This is a genomic window from Pedobacter terrae, assembly GCF_036946585.1.
Taxonomy (GTDB): domain Bacteria; phylum Bacteroidota; class Bacteroidia; order Sphingobacteriales; family Sphingobacteriaceae; genus Pedobacter; species Pedobacter terrae_C.
The window spans coordinates 248,068-268,348 of sequence record NZ_JAQIIV010000004.1 but is presented as its reverse complement, the minus strand read 5'-3'; the positions used below and the strand labels follow the sequence as shown (position 1 = coordinate 268,348).

Sequence of the window (20,281 nt, the reverse complement as noted above, 5' to 3'; positions counted from 1 at the left end):
TAAACTGGATTACATTTTAAAAAGCGGCCTTGATACCAAAGTTGATTACCCTGGCCTGTGGATAATACTGACCGCTCGAATTGGTTGATTCTGGATCCCAAATTTTGATTTTATCAAGGGTAGCCAGATTCAATCCATTTGTATAAACCCTCACACTGTTTAAGCCAACTTTTTCAACCCAGCCAGTTGGCAAGGTATAGCCTAACTCCGCATTTTTAAGCCTGATGTAATTATTGCTCCTCAACCAATAGGTATTGTTCAGTGCATTGTTGCTATCAGTATAATATGTAGCTCCGCGGTTTGACAAACGTGGATTTACCGAACTTGGATTATCAATGCTCCAACGGTTTTGGTATGACCATTCTAAGAAATTACCAATATCGCCCGATTCCGTAATCCCTACAATCTGCATCCCGCCAGTTGCACCTTGAATCAGAACTGACAAGTCGAATCCTTTATACTGTAGATTTAAATTAAAACCTCCGGTAAAGGTTGGCGTACCATTCTTATCCAAACGTATTTTATCATCGGCATTGATTTTGCCATCACCATTAATGTCTTTAAATTTCATATCGCCCGGGCGGAGATTGCTGGTTAATGCACTATAATTAATTTTATTGGCATTAATTTCAGCCTGATCTTTAAAAACTCCATCATAATCGTAAACTAACCACGAGTTGGTTACCCTACCTGTTGAAAGCTGCCAATCTGGGGCACCAGGTGTTTCATCCCAAAAAATGATTTTGTTTTTGGCGTAACCGCCGTTTACGCTCACACCAAAATCTAAATCACCAATCCGATCATTATAGCTCAATTTGAACTCGAAACCTTTATTGTTTACCTTTCCTAAATTTACAGGAGGTAAACGATCGGTAATGCCTGAGCTTTCAGGTACAGAACTACCTCTGCTAATTAAAATATTAGTGCGTTTGTTATAGAAATAATCCAACTCAAGCGATAATTTATTATTGAGAAATGATGCGTCCAAACCTACGTTGGTATTATTGGCCACTTCCCATCCAAAGTTGAAGTTAGGTACTTTACCCTCTGTTAGCGTTTTTGTAACCAAATCATTAAAAGTGTAAGTTCCAAAGTTCATTAAGCTTAAGTATTGATATTCCTGAAGTGCATCTCCGAAATATGCCTCAGCACCCATCTGTCCGTATGATGCTCTTAATTTTAAATTGTTTATGAACTTAACATTTTCTTTGAAAAAAGACTCTTCAGATAAACGCCATCCCACAGATACACCGGGAAAAAAGCCAAAGCGCCTGTTGGTTGGGAAAATATAAGAGCCATCTACCCTCCACAAAAATTCCGCAAGGTATTTTTCTTTGTAATTATATCCAGCCCTTCCAAAATAACTTAAACGTGCTCTGTTAAACAAGTTATTCGGATCGCCAGGGTTATTTCCTAACGATTGTTCACGCTCATCACCTGCAAGTAGCTCCTGAACAGATGTTGAAATAAAATATCTCCTAAAAGCTGTAAATCCATCATTTGTTACCTTTTCGCGGGTTACACCAGCCATTAAACCAATATTGTGATCACCGATTTTTTTATCGTAATTGATCATTCCCGTTAAGTTAATGGCTAATTGTCCACCAGCAGTTTCCCTAAGTCTCGGATCAGTATATTGCGACCTTACTGTACCAGATAATACCGGCGTTACACCATCCGATTCAAAAGTTTTCTTGTCCCAATCGTAAAGTGTCCAGGGCAATTGCCAGTTTTTCTGTCGGCCAGAATATTTATCGACTGCAGCAGTTCCTGTTACCTTTAATCCCTCAACACCTGGGATTTTAATTTCTACCTTACCTGTGGTTTGAAAATAATCTCTGATATCTTTATTATAACCGGTCAAATCTGTTGTAGATACCACTGGATTGTAACCATATTCGATATCTCTTCCAGGTTTACCATTTGGCCATATTGCAATTTCGGTCGGTCTTCCCCGCATTAAAAACCTAAAAATATCACCTGCACCTACCGTTGGGAAATTACGGTTTTCCTCTCTGGCTGTTACCCCTAAAGTTGTGGTAATGTATTTACTTAGCTTTGCCTCGAGATTAAAACGCATATCATATTGTTTATATCCCGTGGCAGAATTCTTATAGTATCCATCCTGATCAAGATAACCCAAAGAAACGAGGTACTTTACATTTTCACTACCGCCATTGATCTGAACATTGTGCCTTTGCTGAGGCGACCAGTTTTGAAAAGTGGTTTTAAACCAATCGGTATTAGGGTATCTTAAAGGATCTGATCCATCTGCAAATTTCCTGATCTCATCAGCTTTATAAGCGGCATTAATTGTTTTCCCTCCTGTAGATGTATAGGAACCTGTAGATTTGAAACTGTTCCATGCGGCCGCCCATTCATTTGGGTTAATATCAGAACCAAAAATATTCAGTTCATTCAAAATTTCGGCATACTGAACCGAATTAGTCATTTTTGGTATCCTGGTAGGCTGTTGCAAGCCATAACTGAAATCATAAGAAAACTGAGGCTTGCCAGATTTACCCAGCTTGGTGGTAATTAAAATTACTCCGTTGGCCGCTTGCGAGCCATAGATAGCAGCAGATGCATCCTTCAACACCGATACACTTTCAATATCGTTCGGATTTAAGCGTTCGATACCACCCGCCCGGTTAGGTATCCCATCAATTACGATCAATGCGTTATTGTTCCCAAGTGAGTTTGTACCACGAATTCTGATGGTCGACCCATCATAGCCCGGCTCTCCACTCCCCTGCAAAGCTGTTACACCTGGCAATCGTCCTGCTAAAGAGTTACTTAAATTTACTGATGAAGATTTAGCAAGCTCGGTACCTTTAACTGAAGCAACGGCACCAGATACAACAGCTTTCTTTTGTGTACCATACCCTACTACAACTACTTCCGAAAGATTTTGATTATTCTCTAATAGCTTTACATTAATATTAGTTTGTTTTTTTACCTGAACTTCCTGATCCGTGTAACCGATATAGGTAAATACCAATGTGGCATCTTCAGGTACTTTGATGCTAAAATTTCCAGATCCATCCGTTACCGTTGCTGCTGTACCTCCTTTTAACTTTACACTTACACCCGGCACAGGGCCTTTCGCATCTGTAACTTTCCCTTTAACAATAATATCGTCAAAGGGGATTTTGTAAAAATCAAAAGGTTCCTTTTCATGCAATGATGCCTTGGCAGACATGCCGGCAAGTGGCGAAAAAACGAGACAACCACCGCAAACAAGAAATAGGCTACTTTTGGCAAAAGTCCTCAATAGATTTTTTTTCATAGTTTTCAATTTATTTTGGTTAGATATTGATGTAATACGTCTTAATATTCATGTATGATCATAAATATTCAATATTGCATTATTGTTCCTTTGATTAATTGAGTCGTTCAGCTACATTAATTTTGCAAAGACATTGTAGGCTTAACATTCACTGAGTCAATAAATCAAGGTTAACCAGTATGAATCCCCTTATCTGATACATAAACTAACAATTAGTAATACTCCTGAACAAAGTATATTATGACTAATACCCGTCATCTAAACAGTTAATATTGGTTATACGCAAGATAGGAATATTAGTAAGTTAAAAATGAACCTGAAATGGCAATTATATTGGTATGTTTTGTAAAAAAAAATATTACACAGATTATGATATGTAAAACAAATAATACAGTTCTAAATATTATTGTAAATGAAAAAAGTTATTGAAATTATTGACTAACTTATTTTATCAAACGAAATTCCTCTTTCTAACTTTTGCAAATGTGCTTTTAAAGCTGCATGCTCAGGTTTTTCTAACTGAGGATCTCCAGAAAAAAGTTCAATAACCGTGTTGCGCGCTTCAGATAAAATTATCTGATCTTTAGCGAGGTCCGCAAGTTTCAAATCCAGTACACCACTCTGCTGCGTTCCGGTAATATCACCAGGACCGCGAAGCTGCAGATCAATTTCCGAAATTTCAAACCCATTATTAGTGCGTACCATTGTTTCTAAACGGATCTTACCCTCCTTACTAAGTTTGTTACCACTCATTAAGATACAGAAAGATTGCTCTGCCCCACGTCCTACCCTACCACGCAACTGGTGAAGCTGAGACAAACCAAAACGCTCGGCATTTTCAATAACCATAACTGAGGCATTAGGCACATTTACACCCACTTCAATTACGGTTGTAGCTACCATAATCTGACTTTTACCATCAATAAACTGCTGCATCTCAAACTGCTTATCTGCATTTGGCATTTGCCCATGCACAATACTGATCTGATAAGTTGGGCGGGGAAATTGGTAACTCAACTGCTCAATTCCAGCCTCTAGATTTAAAAGATCCAATTTTTCGCTTTCCTTTATTAAAGGGTAAACAATATAAACCTGTCTGCCTTTGGCTATTTCCTGTTTCATGAAACCAAACATCCTAAGCCGTTGGCTTTCAAAAAGATGCTTTGTTTCGATGGGTTTTCTGCCCGCCGGTAATTCATCGATAATCGAAACATCAAGATCACCATACAGGGTCATGGCCAGCGTACGCGGAATCGGTGTAGCCGTCATGACCAGAATATGCGGAGGAATAATATTTTTCCGCCAAAGTTTGGCACGTTGTTCAACACCAAAACGGTGCTGTTCATCAATCACTACCAGCCCCAGGTTTTTAAACTGAACCTTATCTTCAATCAATGCGTGTGTTCCAATCAGAATATCGATCTCTCCATTCTCTAACTGCTCATGCAAAATGGTACGCTCCTTCTTTTTAGTATTTCCGGTAAGGATGGCAACACGCACCAGGTTATCGGTTACGAGCTCGGTAATAGAGGCATAGTGCTGACGGGCCAAAATTTCAGTAGGTGCCATCATACAAGCCTGGTAGCCATTATCATTTGCCAATAGCATGCTCATCAACGCAACCGCCGTTTTACCACTGCCTACGTCGCCCTGAACAAGCCGGTTCATCTGAACACCCCGCTGTGTATCAATCCTGATTTCTTTAACCACCCGTTTTTGAGCGTTAGTTAACTCAAAGGGCAAAAATTCGTTGTAAAAGCGGTTTATTTTTTCACCGACTTTATCAAAGGTTGCGCCTTTAAATTTTAACTGGCGCAAATGCTTATTATGTAAGAGCTGTAACTGGATGAAGAACAACTCCTCAAACTTTAGCCGCCTTTCCGCAGCATTTAAATCTTTTTGATTTTTGGGAAAATGAATATTGAGCAGTGCCAATTTTTTATCTGGCAGCTGGTATTTATCTATAATGTATTGCGGTAAATTCTCCGGTACCTGAGGAATAACCTGATCGAGCAAACCAGCAATTAAACGTTGCAGTCCTTTTGAATCGAGATTAAACTTCTTAAGCTTTTCTGTTGAATTATAAACAGGTTGTAAGGTCAAATTACCTCTTCCTACCGGTTTGCGTTGGTATAGCTCCATCTCCGGATGGGAAATACTGAATGTTCCGTTAAAAAAATTTGGTTTCCCAAAGGCTACATACGCGGCACCAACCGTAATATTTTCGTCAACCCATTTTAAGCTCTGAAACCAAACCAGTTCCATTATTCCGGTTTCATCTTTAAAAACAGCTACAATACGTTTTGCTCTTTTATCGCCAATTACCTTTTTGCTCATTACCCGGCCAATGATCTGGATATATTGCGAATCGGGATTAATCTGATTGATTTTAAAATATTTAGTACGGTCTATATACCTGAAAGGATAATGTGCAAGCATATCCTGATAGGTGAACAGGCCGAGATCTTTTTTCAAAATATCAGCACGGCTTGGTCCAACGCCTTTTAAAAACTCAACAGGTGTATCTAATACCGAATTAAACAAAATATTCTACTGTTTCTTGTAAACAACCCTTTTTAACAACTGTGCATTAAAAATAACGATCGATAGCAGCAAAAGCAAATAAGCAAAAAGTTGATGCAGATCGATTTTCTCTTTAAAATAGAAAAATGCGACAGTAAAAGCAACAATTGGATTGATGTAGATTAAAATACCCAGGGCAGATGATGGCATTCCCATCAGCGCATAGGCATTTAAAAAAAGTGGAACAATCGTAAATACAATGGCGATCAAAAATATATGCAGCCAAAAAACAGATTCAGTAGGAAAAGGCGCGGCATGGAGAAAATACAATGGTAGCAGCATCAATCCGGATAAGATTAACTGAACACCTAAAAAGTTAAATTTATCCAGTCCTTTAATTATTTTTAGCAGGATAACATACATGGCATAAAAGGATGCAATGATAATGGCCCATATTACTTCGCGTAAGGATCCGGTTGCCAATAGTATGATACTTATGAATGCAAAAATTAACGCTATAACCTTTGCCTTGGTTAATTGCTCTCTTAAAATAATAAATCCACATAGTGCAGTTAACAGCGGGCAAACCATATAGGCAAAGGCCGCTGCCTTTAAGCTCACACTATTTACCGCATAAATGTATGTGAACCAATTTCCGGTTATCAGAAATGACGATACTAGAGTGAGTATTATGAGTTTGATTTTCTTGCTTGTGCTTAATGATTTCAAGAAATTCAAATCACCTTTCAACGCTTCTCTCCTGAATAAAAAAATGGTTGTCCAAATTAAAATAATGGAGACGAATATCCTATAATATAAAATTTCAGGAGGCGGGAAACCTTTTATGTTGCGTAAAGGTATAGACATTGTTCCCCAGATGATGTAAGGAACAATGCCAGATATAAAATATTTACTTTTACTTTCTGCCAAAACTAGCCTATAATGGCAATTACAGAGATTTCTACATTCACATTTTTAGGCAGTACCGAAACCTGAACGGTTTCACGAGCAGGAAAATCAGCAGTGAAGTATTGTCCATAAACCTCATTTACTTGAGCGAAAGTACCCATATCACTTAAAAAAATAGTAGACTTTACCACATTCTCAAAAGTTAAACCGGCCTCAAGCAGAACAGCTTTAAGGTTGCGCATTACCTGATGTGTCTCTTCTTCAATATTTCCAATATTTAATTCGCCACTTTCCGGATTTATGGCTACCTGACCAGATACGAATAAAAAGTTTCCAGCTTGTACAGCTTGGCTATATGGCCCAATTGGAGCTGGAGCATTGGTTGTTTTAATAATTTGTTTCATAAATTTTGAGTTATTTGGCAAGCCACTGAATAAGCTTATAGATGATACCAGCAAGAAAAATTAAGATTGCCAATGCATTAATAAAATGCATAATCCTAAGATTGATATTATTTGGCCTACCAGGATCTTTTTTTCTAAAAAAGTACATGATACAAACTTAGCTAAAAAGCTCAACACGAAAAACTAAAAGGCATAAAAAAAGTCCCGGTTTACACCGGGACTTTCTTAAATTTTATATTGAAATACTAGTTTCTAGCAGTTTCAACACGACGGTTCTGGATACGACCTTCTTCAGTATCGTTAGAAGCAATTGGGTTAGCTTCGCCATGACCTTTAGTAGCAACTTGACTAGCGTTAACGCCAGAGTTTACTAAGTAAGTTTTAACAGAGTTAGCTCTGTCTTTAGATAATTTCAAGTTATATGCAGCAGTACCTTCGCTTGAAGCATAACCGTTTACAGTTACTTTACCACCGTTTTCACGTAACACTGAAGATAATTTATCTAAAGTAGGGTAAGACTCAGTTTTTAAAACTGAAGAGTTGAAATCGAAACCAATTCTTTCGAAACCAGTTACATTAGAAGCTACTGTATCAGTAGAAGTTGCTTTTGGAAGTGGACAACCTGAACCATCAACAGCTGTACCAGCAGGAGTTCCTGGGCATTTATCGAATTGATCAGCAACACCGTCACCGTCAGTATCTTTTTTCAAATCTTCAACAGATTTCTCAACAGCAGAAACACGGTTTTTCAATGCTTCAACTTCTTGACGTAAAGTTGGATCTTTTAACTCATCGTACATAGTAGCTAATGGGTTAGACCACTCTAAACTTGGCTTAGCAGAAGAACCTAAAGAGAACTCTAAACCAGCATAACCGTATGAGAATTTATCTTTAGATGTACCATTTGCATAAACTCCATCTACGTTATCAGCATCAACAAAGTTCATGGTGTAACCTAAGTTAAAGTTAACACGCTCAGAAACTTTGAATTTAACACCAGCACCAACTGGAATATAGAAACCTTTTACGTAATCTTTAGCATCATGTCTGTCATCAGCAGGACCAACAGCTCTACCTTTCCAGTCGATAACCTGACCATTACCAGTAGTAATTTTTGGCGCATAAGCCAACATACCAGCACCAGCTGTTACAAAGAAACCTACGGCGTTTTCACGACGTAAGAAATCGATAGAACCTACGTTTACAACACCACGTAAATCTACAGCATATTGTAATTGAGTTTCGAAATCTCTAACTGCAGGATTAGTAATACCTTCGTTACTACCTGAAAGTTTACCACGAGTTCCGTTTAATTCTAAACCGAAAGAGTGACCCAACTGTTTACGGATGTTTAAACCGTAACCTAAATTAGCATCCCATCTGTTAAAGTCATTAGTACCACCGATAGCAACAACTGGCATTAAAACACCACCATGTACACCGATAGACCAAGTTCTGTACTGTCCTCTACCGCCAAATACCTTGACAGCAGAAGAGGTTGCAGGAGCATCCTGAGCGACAGCAAGAGAAGCAACTCCTGTTAATGCCACTAAAGAAAGCGCAACACTTTTCTTTAAAGTAGAATAATTCATTTTTTCTTTTTTAAGGGTTAAACAATTTTAATTGATTAATTTTTCAGTAATGGCAAAATTAATCAAAATTTTAAATTTTCAAACTTTTGTACAAACTCCGTTCCAAACTTCAATAGTTACTAATCATTTTATTACATTTGACCATTGCCCAAATAAAATACCATTTTCATGAAATATCCAACTATTGATCAGTCGTTATTTATTTTAAATCGCAAAAACTTCTGTAAGAGCCTAAAAGACAATTCACTAGCTATATTCAATTCAAGCGATGAATTTCCCAGAAGTGGTGATCAAAACTTCGTTTTTAAGCAAAATCCCGATTTATTTTATTTATCTGGAATTGACCAAGAACAAACAATTTTGATGTTATATCCTGATTGTCCTAATCCTTTGTACAGAGAAGTCCTGTTTTTAAGACAGACAAACGATTATATCAAAGTTTGGGAAGGATATAAATATACCAAAGAACAGGCAAAAGCTGCATCAGGCATCCAATCAGTATATTGGCTGGAAGATTTTGACAACATTTTACACAGCATAGTTAACTATGCGGAACATATTTATTTAAATACAAATGAAAATGATAGATATGCCCACGAAGTTCCTTATCGCGACGTCCGTTTCATCGAGAAAATGAAATCAAAATATCCATTGCACCACTATGAACGTGCTGCACCGATTATGCGAAATTTGCGTACGGTTAAATCAGATGTAGAGATTGAACTAATTAAAAAGGCATCGTCAATAACGCGTGATGCCTTTATCAGGGTACTAAAATTTACCAAACCTGGGGTTAAGGAATATGAAATTGAAGCGGAGATTATACATGAATTTATCCGTCAGGGCGGAACAGGCCACGCTTATACACCGATAATTGCTTCGGGCCATAATGCCAACATTCTGCATTACAATGACAATAACCAGGTTTGTAAAGATGGAGATGTCATACTTTTAGACCTTGGAGCAGAGTATGCCAATTATAATGCAGATATGAGTAGGGCTATTCCAGTTAATGGCAGGTTTACACAGAGACAGAAGGATGTATATAATGCCGTACTGTATGTAATGAAAGAATCGATTAAATTAATTGGCGAAGGGACAATATGGAATACTTATCATGAACAGGTTGGTGAAATCATGACATCGCAGTTAATTAATCTTGGACTCATTTCAACCACAGATGTAAAGAATCAAAATCCAGCGTGGCCGGCTTATAAGAAATATTTTATGCATGGTACTTCGCACCACCTGGGTATAGATGTACATGACTTTGCAGGAAGATATACTCCATTTACCAGCGGCAACGTCCTTACGGTTGAGCCCGGCATTTATATACCAGAAGAAGGCTTAGGCATCCGTTTAGAAAACAATATTCTCATTACTGCAAACGGAAACATAGACTTAATGGCCGATATACCCTTGGAAGCAGAGGAGATTGAAGATATTATGAACAGTTAGTCAGTTTGCATTGATCAGTTTGCAATCGCAGTTAATCAATTAACCATTGCCAAACTTATCCGCAAAACGGTAAATATTAAAATCATCTTTTTTTAAGGCTGCCTGAATTTTTTCACGCAGCCTTTTTTTATCAATATGCTGCATTTTCTGATGCTGTATAAGTTTCCATGCCTTCTCTGCAAATAAAAAAGCTTTTCGGTTATGGTCAAAAAGTTCGGGTTTGATGATCCATTTACACAATTCGTCTATACCTATATTTTTATCTGCAACAGTTTTTAGGATGGGAATAGTCTTTATACCGTGATGAACGATTTTTTTAAGGTTATTGGCAAAAATATCTGCTCCTTCCCGATCAGCCTTGTTAATTACAAAACAACCTGCAATTTCCATCAAACCAGATTTGATATGCTGAACTTCATCTCCGGATTCTGGCACCAATACAACAATTGTTTTATCTGCCAATCCAGCAATTTCAACTTCCGATTGCCCTACCCCAACAGTTTCAACAATAATCAGATCGAAATTAGCGGCCTTTAAAACATCAACCATTTCAATGGTTTTTGCCGAAATACCACCTAAAGCACCTCGTGTTGCCAATGAACGGATAAAAACATTTGGATTATTAAACTGACCAGCCATCCGGATACGATCGCCCAATAAAGAGCCAAAATTAAATGGAGAAGTCGGATCTATTGCTAATATAGCAATTCGTTTGCCTTCAGCAACAAAATGATTGGTAACCGCATTTACCAGCGTACTCTTACCGGCACCCGGTGGCCCTGTAATGCCCAAAACAGTAACGTCAGTTCTACTATCTAAACTTCTTAAAATCGAATCGGCTGGTTCAATATCATTTTCAACAAGCGTTAATGTTCTTGCCAAAACTTTATAATTGCCCGCTTTTACTTCGCTTAAAATGGATAGATGCATATTCATCAATAAAACTATCTTTGTACAAATTAACAAAAATTATTAGCTACCCCAGGCACCACCAATGAAAGTTACCGGTTTTACATTTTTAAGAAATGCTATTGTTAACGATTATCCTGCAAAGGAAGCGATACTTTCTGTGCTGCCATTGTGTGATGATTTTATTGTTGCATTGGGGAACTCTACAGACGAAACTTCAGAAATGGTTAAAAGTATTGACCCTAAAATCAGAACTATTGATACCATTTGGGATGAAAGCATCCGCGAAGGGGGGCGTGTTTTTGCAGATGAAACCAATAAGGCTTTAGCTGAAATAAGTAAAGATGCCGATTGGATGATCTACATCCAGGGCGATGAAGCCATACACGAAGATTATCTTCCACTGATCAAAAAAGAAATGGAAGCTGAACTCAACAATAACGATGTTGAGGCCTTGCTTTTAAAATACAAACATTTTTATGCTTCTTATGATTACCTGGCCGAATCGAGGCGCTGGTACAGAAGAGAAGTTAGAATTATCAAAAATCTGCCTGGAGTTCGCTCTTACCGTGATGCACAGGGCTTCAGAATTAATGATAGAAAACTTAAAGTTAAGTTAATTGATGCCTATATTTATCATTATGGCTGGGTGAAACCGCCAAAAGGATTACAGGGCAAAGTGCGAAATTTTAATCAGTTTTATCAGACAGATGAGTGGATTGAAGAAAATTATCCAGTGCAGGAAACCTATGACATGCACAATGCCGATCGTTTGGTTCATTTTAAAGGCAGCCATCCTAAAGTAATGCAAGCCAGAATTGCAGCCGCAAACTGGAAATTTGATAAAGATCTCACCAAAGAAACTCCAAAAATGAATTTCAGGAGAAGAGTCTTGCAAAAAATTGAAGATCTCACCGGATTGCGGTTGTTTGAGTACCGCAATTATAAAATCGTGAAATAGATGCAGAAGAGTGTTTCAATTATCATCCCAAATTATAATGGTAAACATCTGCTCCAAAAATATCTACCCTCTGTTTTAACAGCAGTAGAAAATGCAGGTACAGAATTTGAAATAATTGTAATTGACGATGGCTCAAAAGATGATAGTATTTTTTTCGTAAGGGAGAATTACAAAAATGTAATATTACTCATTAATGATAAAAACCGGGGCTTCTCTTTTACCTGCAACCATGGTATCAGCGTGGCCAAATATGATTTAATTTTACTTTTAAACTCTGATGTAAAACTTACCCCCGACTATTTTGAACATCAGTGGAAATACTTCGATAGGCCAGATACATTTGGAGTAATGGCACGGATTATGAGTTTTGATGAAAGCCGGATTGAAGACGCTGCACGTTTTTTATATTACGGTGGCTGCCGTATTAAGGCGAATAAATTCTATTATAGCGAAAACCCTGAAGATGAAAATGTGTACACAGCCTATCTTTCTGGTGCCAATGCTCTGGTTGATGCCAAAAAATTAAAAGAACTAGGTGGTTTTGATGAGATTTACTCTCCATTTTCATCAGAAGATTTCGATTTAAGCCTGCGGGCATGGCAATTGGGCTGGAAATGTTATTATGAACATCAGTCTATATGTTTTCATCATGTAAGTGGCAGTACTAAAACCCAGATCAAATCTAACTTTATTAAAAAAATATACTACCGTAACCGGTATATCCTACAGGGAATTCACCTTCAGGGACTCAAAGAAAAGCTTTATCCTCTGCAGCAAATTTTTACAGAGCTTATTCCGAAAATCATTACGGGGAAAATCTGGGTATTGGAAAGCTATAAAGATTATTTGGCACAAAAAGCCCTCGTAAATGCAAGCAAAGAAAAGCTTCAGATTTTGAAAAAAAAATATAGTTCAACCCTAAGTATTTCTGACATAGTGGCGATTATCAATCAATCAGTTAGCAATAAAAAAATTAAACGATTGTAATTTTAAACGATTGTAATTTTAACGTACCCTTTTGTCAAAATCGGTTAGGTTGAATTGAAAACCTTACCTTTGTCAAGTTTACTTAGATTTTTTGGAAATATTTTAGTACATTTTCCATATTACATATACCATTTCAAATAAAATGAAGACATACTTTCGTTTATTATCATTTGCTAAACCGATTGAAAAATTTGCAATTCCTTACATTATTGCAACATTATTTGCCATAACTTTTAATACCTTTCTTTTTACACTTTTAGGCCCCTTATTAGAGACGCTTTTTATAAAAGATGCTCCTACAACGTTATCAAAAGTTAGCTCTTCAATTGATTTTATGGGCAGATTTAGCCAGTATATACAGCATGCTATTGATGCCTATGGTAAAACCGAAACTTTAAAACTGGTATGTGTTGTGATTGTTATTACGGTGGTATTATCAAATCTTTTCCGTTACCTTTCTCAGAGATTCATGGAAGATTTAAGGGTACACACATTATTGAATCTTCGCAGAACAGTTTTCAACAACGTCATGAACCTACATGTCGGCTTTTTCAACAATGAACGCAAAGGAGATATCATTTCTAAAGTAGCGTCGGATGTTCAGGTAGTACAATTTACCGTTACCAACACCTTACAAGTTGTTTTTAAAGAGCCGCTACAGTTATTATTCTATGTTGGTGTACTCATTTCAATCTCGGTTAAACTTACACTATTCTCTTTACTGGTTATCCCAGTATCTGGTTTTATCATTAGTAAAATAGTTAAACGCTTAAAACATCAGGCCAAAGAGTCTCATGAGTCTTTCGCAAAAATGATAGGATTCTTAGATGAATCTCTAAGCGGAATTAAGATCGTAAAAGCTTTTAATGCAACTCCAAGGATTAAAGACAAATTTGACCAGGAGAATAAATTTTATTCGTACCTGAATAGAAAAATGGCAAGAAGGCAACAGCTGGCTTCACCAGTTTCGCAAACTTTAGGCGTTTTTGTTGTTGTTTTTATTGTACTTTATGGCGGAACAATGATTTTGACTGGACAGGGAGATTTAACACCAGCAAAATTTCTGGTCTATATTGCCACTTTCTCACAAGTGATGCAGCCAGTTAAGGCGCTTACTGATTCATTTAGTGGAATCCATTCGGGTATCGCTGCCGGAGAACGTGTTTTGGATCTGATTGATACCAAGCCTGAACTGGAGAATAAATCGGATGCCCAGGTATTATCGGGTTTTGAAAAATCATTGGTATTGGAAAATGTTTCTTTTAATTATGGCGATAAAGAAATATTGAAGAACATCAATATCAATGTCGAAAAAGGGAAAACAGTAGCTTTGGTTGGTCCTTCTGGAGGTGGAAAAAGCACTTTAATGGATCTTATTCCACGTTTTCACGATCCGAAAACCGGTACGATAAAAATTGACGGCATAGATTATAAAGATTTAACCGTAGAAAGCATTAGGGCCCAAATGGGAACGGTAAATCAAGACTCTTTTCTGTTTAACGATACCATTTTCAACAATATTGCTTTTGCAAAACCAAATGCAACTGAAGAAGAAATAATAGCAGCTGCAAAAATCGCAAATGCGCACGAATTTATTGAGCATACGGAAAATGGCTATCAATCTTTTGTTGGCGACCGTGGAAACAGGCTTTCTGGCGGACAGCGTCAAAGGGTTTGTATTGCCAGAGCTGTTTTGGCCAACCCCCCCATTATGTTGCTAGATGAGGCCACCTCTGCCCTGGATACCGAATCGGAAAAATTAGTACAGGAAGCGCTGAACAATTTAATGAAAAACCGCACCTCAATTGTGATTGCCCACCGATTAAGCACTATACAATATGCCGACAAAATTGTGGTGATAGATAAAGGGCAGGTTGTAGAAAGTGGAAGCCATACTGAACTTTTAAGCCACAATGGCCTTTACAAACGCTTAATTGACATGCAAGCTTTTGGCGATTAAATTTCTTCCAGAATCGATTGCAGTTTTAAGGTTTGATCCAGTGCATTAAAACTTTTTGCATACTGTTTAATGTAATCCTTATCGTATACTGCATAATTTTCTTCTATTTTTTCCATTGCCTTTGCTAATTCTGTAAACGAAAGCTGGTTTACCACTATACCGATTTTATCATTTACATATTCCTCAATACCACCCGAGTTAAAGCCGGCTATTGGTTTGCCCAGATGTGCAGCTTCTTGCATGACCAAAGGAAAAGAGTCTTGGCGTGACAATAACAAGAAAGCCTTACCTAAATTAAAGTAATCGTAATAGTCGGTAGATTTTCGGCCAACAAAAAATAGTCTGTCTTTAAAAGCAGCTCTGCCGGCTATCCTCGCATAAGCTGTTGTACCCGAATCTTCGATTCCACCAATCCAGACAATTTTATGATTGGATTTTAATTTCTTTAATAAAGGAATTACAAAATCGACACCTTTAATTGCATTAACACTGCCAGCCATTATCCAGATAAAATCGTTGGGAGAAAAATTGAACTGCTCGTTTACTTTACTATGGCTAAGAGAAATGAATCGGTCATCAACAAAGCTGTTCAGCAATTTCACATTTTGATGCCCCATATCTTCTAAATTTTGGCATACGACTTTCGAACATCCAATACACAGATCCGATTTCAACAAATTCTCTATGGTTTTTTCCTTAACCATATCATAATACAATGGCATTTCATGAACATGAGAAATAATCTTCACGCCCAGCTTCACCGCAATTGCATATGCATCTCTGTTTACAATCGTATTAATATACCAATAATCTGCTTTAACCTTTCTCTGTATTTTCCGTAGCTGAAATCCTATAGGGTTTACGTTAACAGCATATAGTAATAGCCTAAACAGCCTGAGCAGATAATTTCTGCTTTTTTTATAACCAACAAAGTATTTGATATATTTTGGAAGGTCCTTAAGCAAAGCCCCATCATTACGCGTAAATAAGTAGGCTTCGAATTTTTCTGCATTCAAATTTTCAAGGATGTAAAGTAACTGCATTTCTGAACCTGTTCTACCAAAAAACGGGGTGATAAACAATATTTTTTTGGGTGCTGTCGCTCCTTCTTTTTTTGAAAAACCTGTAGTCATTTTGTCTTTTTTTAAGGCTTTAAAGATGCAAAAATCTATGCCATCTTTTATAAGCTTATTAACGCTTAATTATCTTATTTTTACGGCACCTAAGCCCAATACATGATTGACGAGCAAAAAAATCTTATTACAGTATTAATGCCTGTTTTTAACAGCGGACTTTTTGTTAAGGAAGCTATTGAAAGCATACTCAATCAATCTTATCGAAACTTCGAATTTTTGATTATCAATGATGGAAGTACAGATCAATCACATGCTATAATTAGCTCTTTTTCAGATAGCCGGATAAAATATATTAACAATGAAGTGAATAAAGGTATAGTTGATACTTTAAATGAGGGACTGAAGTTAAGTAAGGGAAGGTATATAGCTAGAATGGATGCAGATGATATCGCTCTGCCCAATCGGTTAAGCAAACAAGTAAATTTTCTAGCTGCAAACCCAACCTATAAATTATGCGGCAGCAGGGCCATTGCTATTGATATATACGGAAAAGAAATAAACAACCTGAACCGGCCACAGCATAGTACTAAGATCAAAGTATTTAACTTATTCCGCAATGCTTTTATACATCCAACAATTATGGCGGATGCAGAAACAATAAAGAAATTTGCCTATAGCGAAGATTTTAAATATGCTGAAGATTATTTTTTATTTTCTCAAATCACGATGAGTTATCCGGTTGCAAACTTGCGCCAGCGTTTGTTACAATACCGCATTCACGAGGAAAGTATAACATCGACGAAAAGGGAAGAAATGGTACAAAGCGAGCTCAAAACAATCATGAATTTATTATCGTTCTTATTTGATGAAGTAGATCAAGAAAACTTATTAATTCACCATTCAATCTTACGCCCTGAATGTGCAGATTTTTCCGGGCAAGAAGTAGAGCATCACTTGGTCAATATCTTAAAAGCCAATCAAAAAAAGCAGGTATTCGATCACAAGATACTCAGTAAACAACTCCAAAAAGAATGGTATAACTATCTAATGAAATCCGACAATGAATCTTCCCTGAAGAAGTTTTTAGGATCAGATTTATTTACGCTTAACAATTTGAATTTAAAACAGGTTGTAAAACTCCTATTAAAATAATTGATTCATGGAGCCACTTATTTCTATAGCGCTTTGTACCTATAATGGTGCTAACTTTTTACCTCAGCAACTGGATAGTATCCTTAACCAAACGTACAAAAATATAGAGCTGGTTATAGTTGACGACTGCTCTAAAGATGGTACAAAAGCAATTTTAACCCAGTACGCAGAGCGTTACGAATCGATTAAGCTCCACTTCAACGATCAAAACATTGGTTTTAATGCGAATTTTCAGAAAGCAATAGCAATTTGTTCAGGAGATTTTATAGCCATAAGCGATCAGGATGACATATGGCTGGAGAATAAATTAAAACTATTACATCAGAATATAGGAGATAACTGGCTGATTTTTTCGAATTCAGAATGGATAGATGAGAAAGAAAATCCCATTGGGCGGCAAACATTAAATCCCGATTTTAAGTTGGGAAACCGTGATTATAGAAGTGCACTATTCTACAATTCGGTTACAGGGCATACCACTCTTTTTTCAAAAACACTGTTACCCTATATATTTCCAATTCCTGAAACAGGATATTACGATTGGTGGATAGGGTTTGTGGCCTTATATCATCATAAAATCACTTGTTTAAATGAATATTTAACACTGCACAGAATCCATAGTTCCTCAGTGATGCACAAGTTTAAAGGTAATGTTAAAACTGATATTAAAGCAGAACGTTTTAAAGAAATCGATCTGAATCTTTCCCTTGTCCGAAATTATAAAAACTTAAAAGAAGCGGATAAAAAACTGATCAAGAAAATATATGCCGCCCGCCGCAGAAAGGGATTCAGTCCATATTTAATCAGGCTTATCTATAAATATTATCAAGATTATTTTCCTGATCTGAAAAGTAGAACAGGATTAAGCAGACTAAATTTTGCTATCAAATTTTCCAAAAACTTTTAGGCTACAGTACTTATTAAACACATGAAAATTTACCGTTGGATAGATAAATACAATTATAAAGTATCAATTAAGATTACTAAGAGATATTATACCGGAATATCAAAAAGAAAAACAAAACTATATTCTTTATCGCCGTCTTTTTGGGGAAACTACCTGCTGCGTTTATTACTGGTATTCGCGTCTGTTATTTTTTTCAAGAAATCTGTTTTTAAAGGTTTTTACAATATCATATCTCGTAAATTTTCTCCTTTTTTCCGTTCCGATGTCAACCCCATATTCTATATTAAAACAAGAGATTTAGTTTCAGCATTATTTGGTTACCGGTATTTTGTTGATGAGGCTACTCCAGTTCTTTTGGACAGGAAAACCATTTTTTCAGAAAAAATAGCATTTCAAACACCAAAGGATCCATTTATTAGCATTATTATAATTGGCAACTACCGCCTGGATTATCTTTATAACTGCTTAAAATCCTTAAGCGATCACATTTCTGAAAAATACACTTTTGAAGTCCTTGTATTCGAAAATCAAGATCACTATATTAATTCTTTCCTGAATAATAACGTTAAGGGAATTACCCTGTTAGAAACGGCTTCTTTTGCATCAGTTTTAAAAAATGCGAAAGGAAATTTAATCTATATACAATCAAGTCAGGCTATAATAAAGAAAAACTGTATTGAAATCCTTGCCGAAGTACTGAAAAATAGAGATGTGGGTTGTGCAGGGGTAAAACACCTTTATAGAAATGGCTTACTTATTAGAACAGAGGATGAAACTATTTTTTATGAGGACAGTAATCATCCTGAATTTAATTCTCAAAAAGAGATTAGGCATTATGCTTCAGCTAATTTTATTTTTCAAAGAGATCATTTAATTGACTTCAACCTGTCTGATATTGATCTTCTCTCTTCATTTAATATTGGAAGGCAGATTGGTGAATTCCTTAGCGGCAAAAACAAAAAGGTTATTTATCAACCTTTGGCAGAAGTTGTGTGTTATAATACCCGTCAGTTAAAGATTCAGGCTTTAACTGAAAAGCCTGAACAAAAAACTATCTTATTTATAGATGATGTTATCCCTACACCTGATCAGGATTCTGGTTCAAATAGGATATTCAAAATTATGCAGCTGGTAAAAGCTTTGGGATTTCATGTTTTATTTTTGCCCGCCAACGGAGAGAAAAATACAATGTATTTTGATCAGATGATTTTGGAAGGGTTTGAAGTGCTATACCGTTTTCCCAATATGCGCGGAATGATCAAAATCCTCGAAGGTAAACTTCAGAATATTGATGCAGTGTGGCTGTGCAAACCGCACAACAACGAGCAATTTAAGTTTCTATTTGAGCAGAAAAAAGATTTATTCTGGATTTATGACACTATTGACCTTCATTTTTTAAGGTTAAAACGGGAGGGCGATCTTTCTGGAGACCATGCTATTATTCAAGCAGCCAATGATGTTAAACAGGTTGAATTGAATATTGCAAAAAATGCCAGTATTACCTTGGCCATTACAAAGGATGAGAAAGAAATTTTGGAAAACGAGGGCATAAACAATGTTGAAATCATGCCAAATATCCACGAAATAAAGACCATCACAGAAACTGCAAGTTCTTTCAATTTAAGAAACGGCTTGCTTTTTATTGGCGGCTATCTGCATAAGCCCAATGTAGACGCTGTAAAATGGTTAGTTAAAGAAATTATGCCTTTGGTATGGGCCATTGACTCCCAGATAACCTTAACACTTTTAGGGAGCAACCCTACCGATGAAATACTTGCGCTGCGCTCGAACAAGGTAATTGTTCCTGGCTATATACATGATGTTTCAGCCTATTTCGACAATAACCGCATATTTGTTTCGCCGTTAAGGTTTGGCGCAGGCATGAAAGGAAAAATTGGACAGAGTCTAGAATATGGACTTCCAATCGTTTCTACAGATATTGGCGTAGAAGGTATTGGGTTAACAGATGGCCATGATGTAATGGTAGCAAATGATACCAAAGAGTTTGCAGAAAAAATCATTCAGTTATATAATTCTCCCGATCTTTGGAACAACATCAGAAACAATTCCATTAACGCATTGAAAGCATATACCCCTGAAGTGATAAAACTGCAACTGGAAGAATTATTGAGGAACTTAAGCAAAGAAAAGTAG

General features: G+C 36.7%; 15 protein-coding genes. 7 read left to right on the top strand and 8 right to left on the bottom strand.

What is annotated here, in order from left to right; genetic code table 11:
• Nucleotides 1-16: 16 nt before the first annotated feature.
• From PGN18_RS08365 to PGN18_RS08340, 6 genes are all read right to left on the bottom strand, one after another.
• Nucleotides 17-3,289: a SusC/RagA family TonB-linked outer membrane protein gene (locus PGN18_RS08365; protein ID WP_335318996.1), complete on the bottom strand. Its 3,273-nt coding sequence runs from the start codon at nt 3,287-3,289 to the stop codon at nt 17-19.
• Nucleotides 3,290-3,727: 438 nt separating this feature from the next.
• Nucleotides 3,728-5,833: an ATP-dependent DNA helicase RecG gene (gene recG, locus PGN18_RS08360; protein ID WP_335318995.1), complete on the bottom strand. Its 2,106-nt coding sequence runs from the start codon at nt 5,831-5,833 to the stop codon at nt 3,728-3,730.
• 6 nt (nt 5,834-5,839) lie between these two features.
• Entirely contained in the window at nt 5,840-6,742 is a 903-nt protein-coding gene (locus tag PGN18_RS08355) for an EamA family transporter (RefSeq protein ID WP_335318994.1), read from the bottom strand.
• 2 nt (nt 6,743-6,744) lie between these two features.
• Entirely contained in the window at nt 6,745-7,125 is a 381-nt protein-coding gene (locus tag PGN18_RS08350; protein WP_335318993.1) for a RidA family protein, read from the bottom strand.
• A gap of 10 nt (nt 7,126-7,135) precedes the next feature.
• The gene (locus PGN18_RS08345; protein ID WP_335318992.1) at nt 7,136-7,273 is read right to left on the bottom strand and encodes a DUF6728 family protein; all 138 of its coding nucleotides are present in this window, start codon (nt 7,271-7,273) and stop codon (nt 7,136-7,138) included.
• A gap of 97 nt (nt 7,274-7,370) precedes the next feature.
• Nucleotides 7,371-8,717, bottom strand: a complete 1,347-nt coding sequence (locus PGN18_RS08340; protein ID WP_335318991.1) for an OmpA family protein — start codon at nt 8,715-8,717, stop codon at nt 7,371-7,373.
• A gap of 168 nt (nt 8,718-8,885) precedes the next feature.
• Between PGN18_RS08340 and PGN18_RS08335 the strand changes: the two genes are divergently transcribed.
• A complete protein-coding gene (locus PGN18_RS08335; protein ID WP_335318990.1) occupies nt 8,886-10,175 on the top strand; it encodes an aminopeptidase P family protein in 1,290 nt (429 codons plus the stop codon).
• Nucleotides 10,176-10,214: 39 nt separating this feature from the next.
• Here the strand turns inward: PGN18_RS08335 and meaB are convergent, their stop codons facing one another.
• Nucleotides 10,215-11,111, bottom strand: coding sequence for a methylmalonyl Co-A mutase-associated GTPase MeaB (meaB, locus tag PGN18_RS08330; RefSeq protein WP_335318988.1), 897 nt, complete (start codon nt 11,109-11,111; stop codon nt 10,215-10,217).
• Between the two features lie 58 nt (nt 11,112-11,169).
• On the opposite strand from meaB, the gene PGN18_RS08325 reads away from it, so the two are divergent.
• From PGN18_RS08325 to PGN18_RS08315, 3 genes are all read left to right on the top strand, one after another.
• On the top strand, nt 11,170-12,045 hold the full coding sequence (locus PGN18_RS08325; protein ID WP_335318987.1) for a glycosyltransferase family 2 protein: 876 nt from the start codon (nt 11,170-11,172) through the stop codon (nt 12,043-12,045).
• Entirely contained in the window at nt 12,046-13,032 is a 987-nt protein-coding gene (locus PGN18_RS08320) for a glycosyltransferase family 2 protein (RefSeq protein ID WP_335318986.1), read from the top strand. It abuts the gene before it with no gap.
• A gap of 142 nt (nt 13,033-13,174) precedes the next feature.
• Nucleotides 13,175-14,992 carry an ABC transporter ATP-binding protein gene (locus PGN18_RS08315; protein ID WP_335318985.1) on the top strand — a complete coding sequence of 606 codons (1,818 nt, stop codon included), beginning with the start codon at nt 13,175-13,177 and terminating at the stop codon, nt 14,990-14,992.
• On the opposite strand, the gene PGN18_RS08310 is transcribed toward PGN18_RS08315, so the two are convergent.
• Nucleotides 14,989-16,125, bottom strand: a complete 1,137-nt coding sequence (locus PGN18_RS08310) for a glycosyltransferase family 4 protein (protein ID WP_335318984.1) — start codon at nt 16,123-16,125, stop codon at nt 14,989-14,991. The genes PGN18_RS08315 and PGN18_RS08310 overlap by 4 nt on opposite strands.
• A 102-nt stretch (nt 16,126-16,227) precedes the next feature.
• Between PGN18_RS08310 and PGN18_RS08305 the strand changes: the two genes are divergently transcribed.
• The 3 genes from PGN18_RS08305 to PGN18_RS08295 are packed head-to-tail and all read left to right on the top strand — an operon-like array spanning nt 16,228 to nt 20,281.
• Nucleotides 16,228-17,220, top strand: coding sequence for a glycosyltransferase family 2 protein (locus tag PGN18_RS08305; protein WP_335318983.1), 993 nt, complete (start codon nt 16,228-16,230; stop codon nt 17,218-17,220).
• A gap of 7 nt (nt 17,221-17,227) precedes the next feature.
• Nucleotides 17,228-18,127 carry a glycosyltransferase gene (locus PGN18_RS08300; RefSeq protein ID WP_335318982.1) on the top strand — a complete coding sequence of 300 codons (900 nt, stop codon included), beginning with the start codon at nt 17,228-17,230 and terminating at the stop codon, nt 18,125-18,127.
• A gap of 21 nt (nt 18,128-18,148) precedes the next feature.
• The gene (locus tag PGN18_RS08295; protein ID WP_335318981.1) at nt 18,149-20,281 is read left to right on the top strand and encodes a glycosyltransferase; all 2,133 of its coding nucleotides are present in this window, start codon (nt 18,149-18,151) and stop codon (nt 20,279-20,281) included.

What these genes read in the sequence shown, in the direction of transcription:
- PGN18_RS08365 (WP_335318996.1), bottom strand. Translation starts at nt 3,289, where the DNA reads ATGAAAAAAAATCTATTGAGGACTTTTGCCAAAAGTAGCCTATTTCTT.
- PGN18_RS08350 (WP_335318993.1), bottom strand. Translation starts at nt 7,125, where the DNA reads ATGAAACAAATTATTAAAACAACCAATGCTCCAGCTCCAATTGGGCCA.
- PGN18_RS08345 (WP_335318992.1), bottom strand. Translation starts at nt 7,273, where the DNA reads ATGTACTTTTTTAGAAAAAAAGATCCTGGTAGGCCAAATAATATCAAT.
- PGN18_RS08340 (WP_335318991.1), bottom strand. Translation starts at nt 8,717, where the DNA reads ATGAATTATTCTACTTTAAAGAAAAGTGTTGCGCTTTCTTTAGTGGCA.
- PGN18_RS08335 (WP_335318990.1), top strand. Translation starts at nt 8,886, where the DNA reads ATGAAATATCCAACTATTGATCAGTCGTTATTTATTTTAAATCGCAAA.
- meaB (WP_335318988.1), bottom strand. Translation starts at nt 11,111, where the DNA reads ATGAATATGCATCTATCCATTTTAAGCGAAGTAAAAGCGGGCAATTAT.
- PGN18_RS08325 (WP_335318987.1), top strand. Translation starts at nt 11,170, where the DNA reads ATGAAAGTTACCGGTTTTACATTTTTAAGAAATGCTATTGTTAACGAT.
- PGN18_RS08320 (WP_335318986.1), top strand. Translation starts at nt 12,046, where the DNA reads ATGCAGAAGAGTGTTTCAATTATCATCCCAAATTATAATGGTAAACAT.
- PGN18_RS08315 (WP_335318985.1), top strand. Translation starts at nt 13,175, where the DNA reads ATGAAGACATACTTTCGTTTATTATCATTTGCTAAACCGATTGAAAAA.
- PGN18_RS08310 (WP_335318984.1), bottom strand. Translation starts at nt 16,125, where the DNA reads ATGACTACAGGTTTTTCAAAAAAAGAAGGAGCGACAGCACCCAAAAAA.
- PGN18_RS08305 (WP_335318983.1), top strand. Translation starts at nt 16,228, where the DNA reads ATGATTGACGAGCAAAAAAATCTTATTACAGTATTAATGCCTGTTTTT.
- PGN18_RS08300 (WP_335318982.1), top strand. Translation starts at nt 17,228, where the DNA reads ATGGAGCCACTTATTTCTATAGCGCTTTGTACCTATAATGGTGCTAAC.
- PGN18_RS08295 (WP_335318981.1), top strand. Translation starts at nt 18,149, where the DNA reads ATGAAAATTTACCGTTGGATAGATAAATACAATTATAAAGTATCAATT.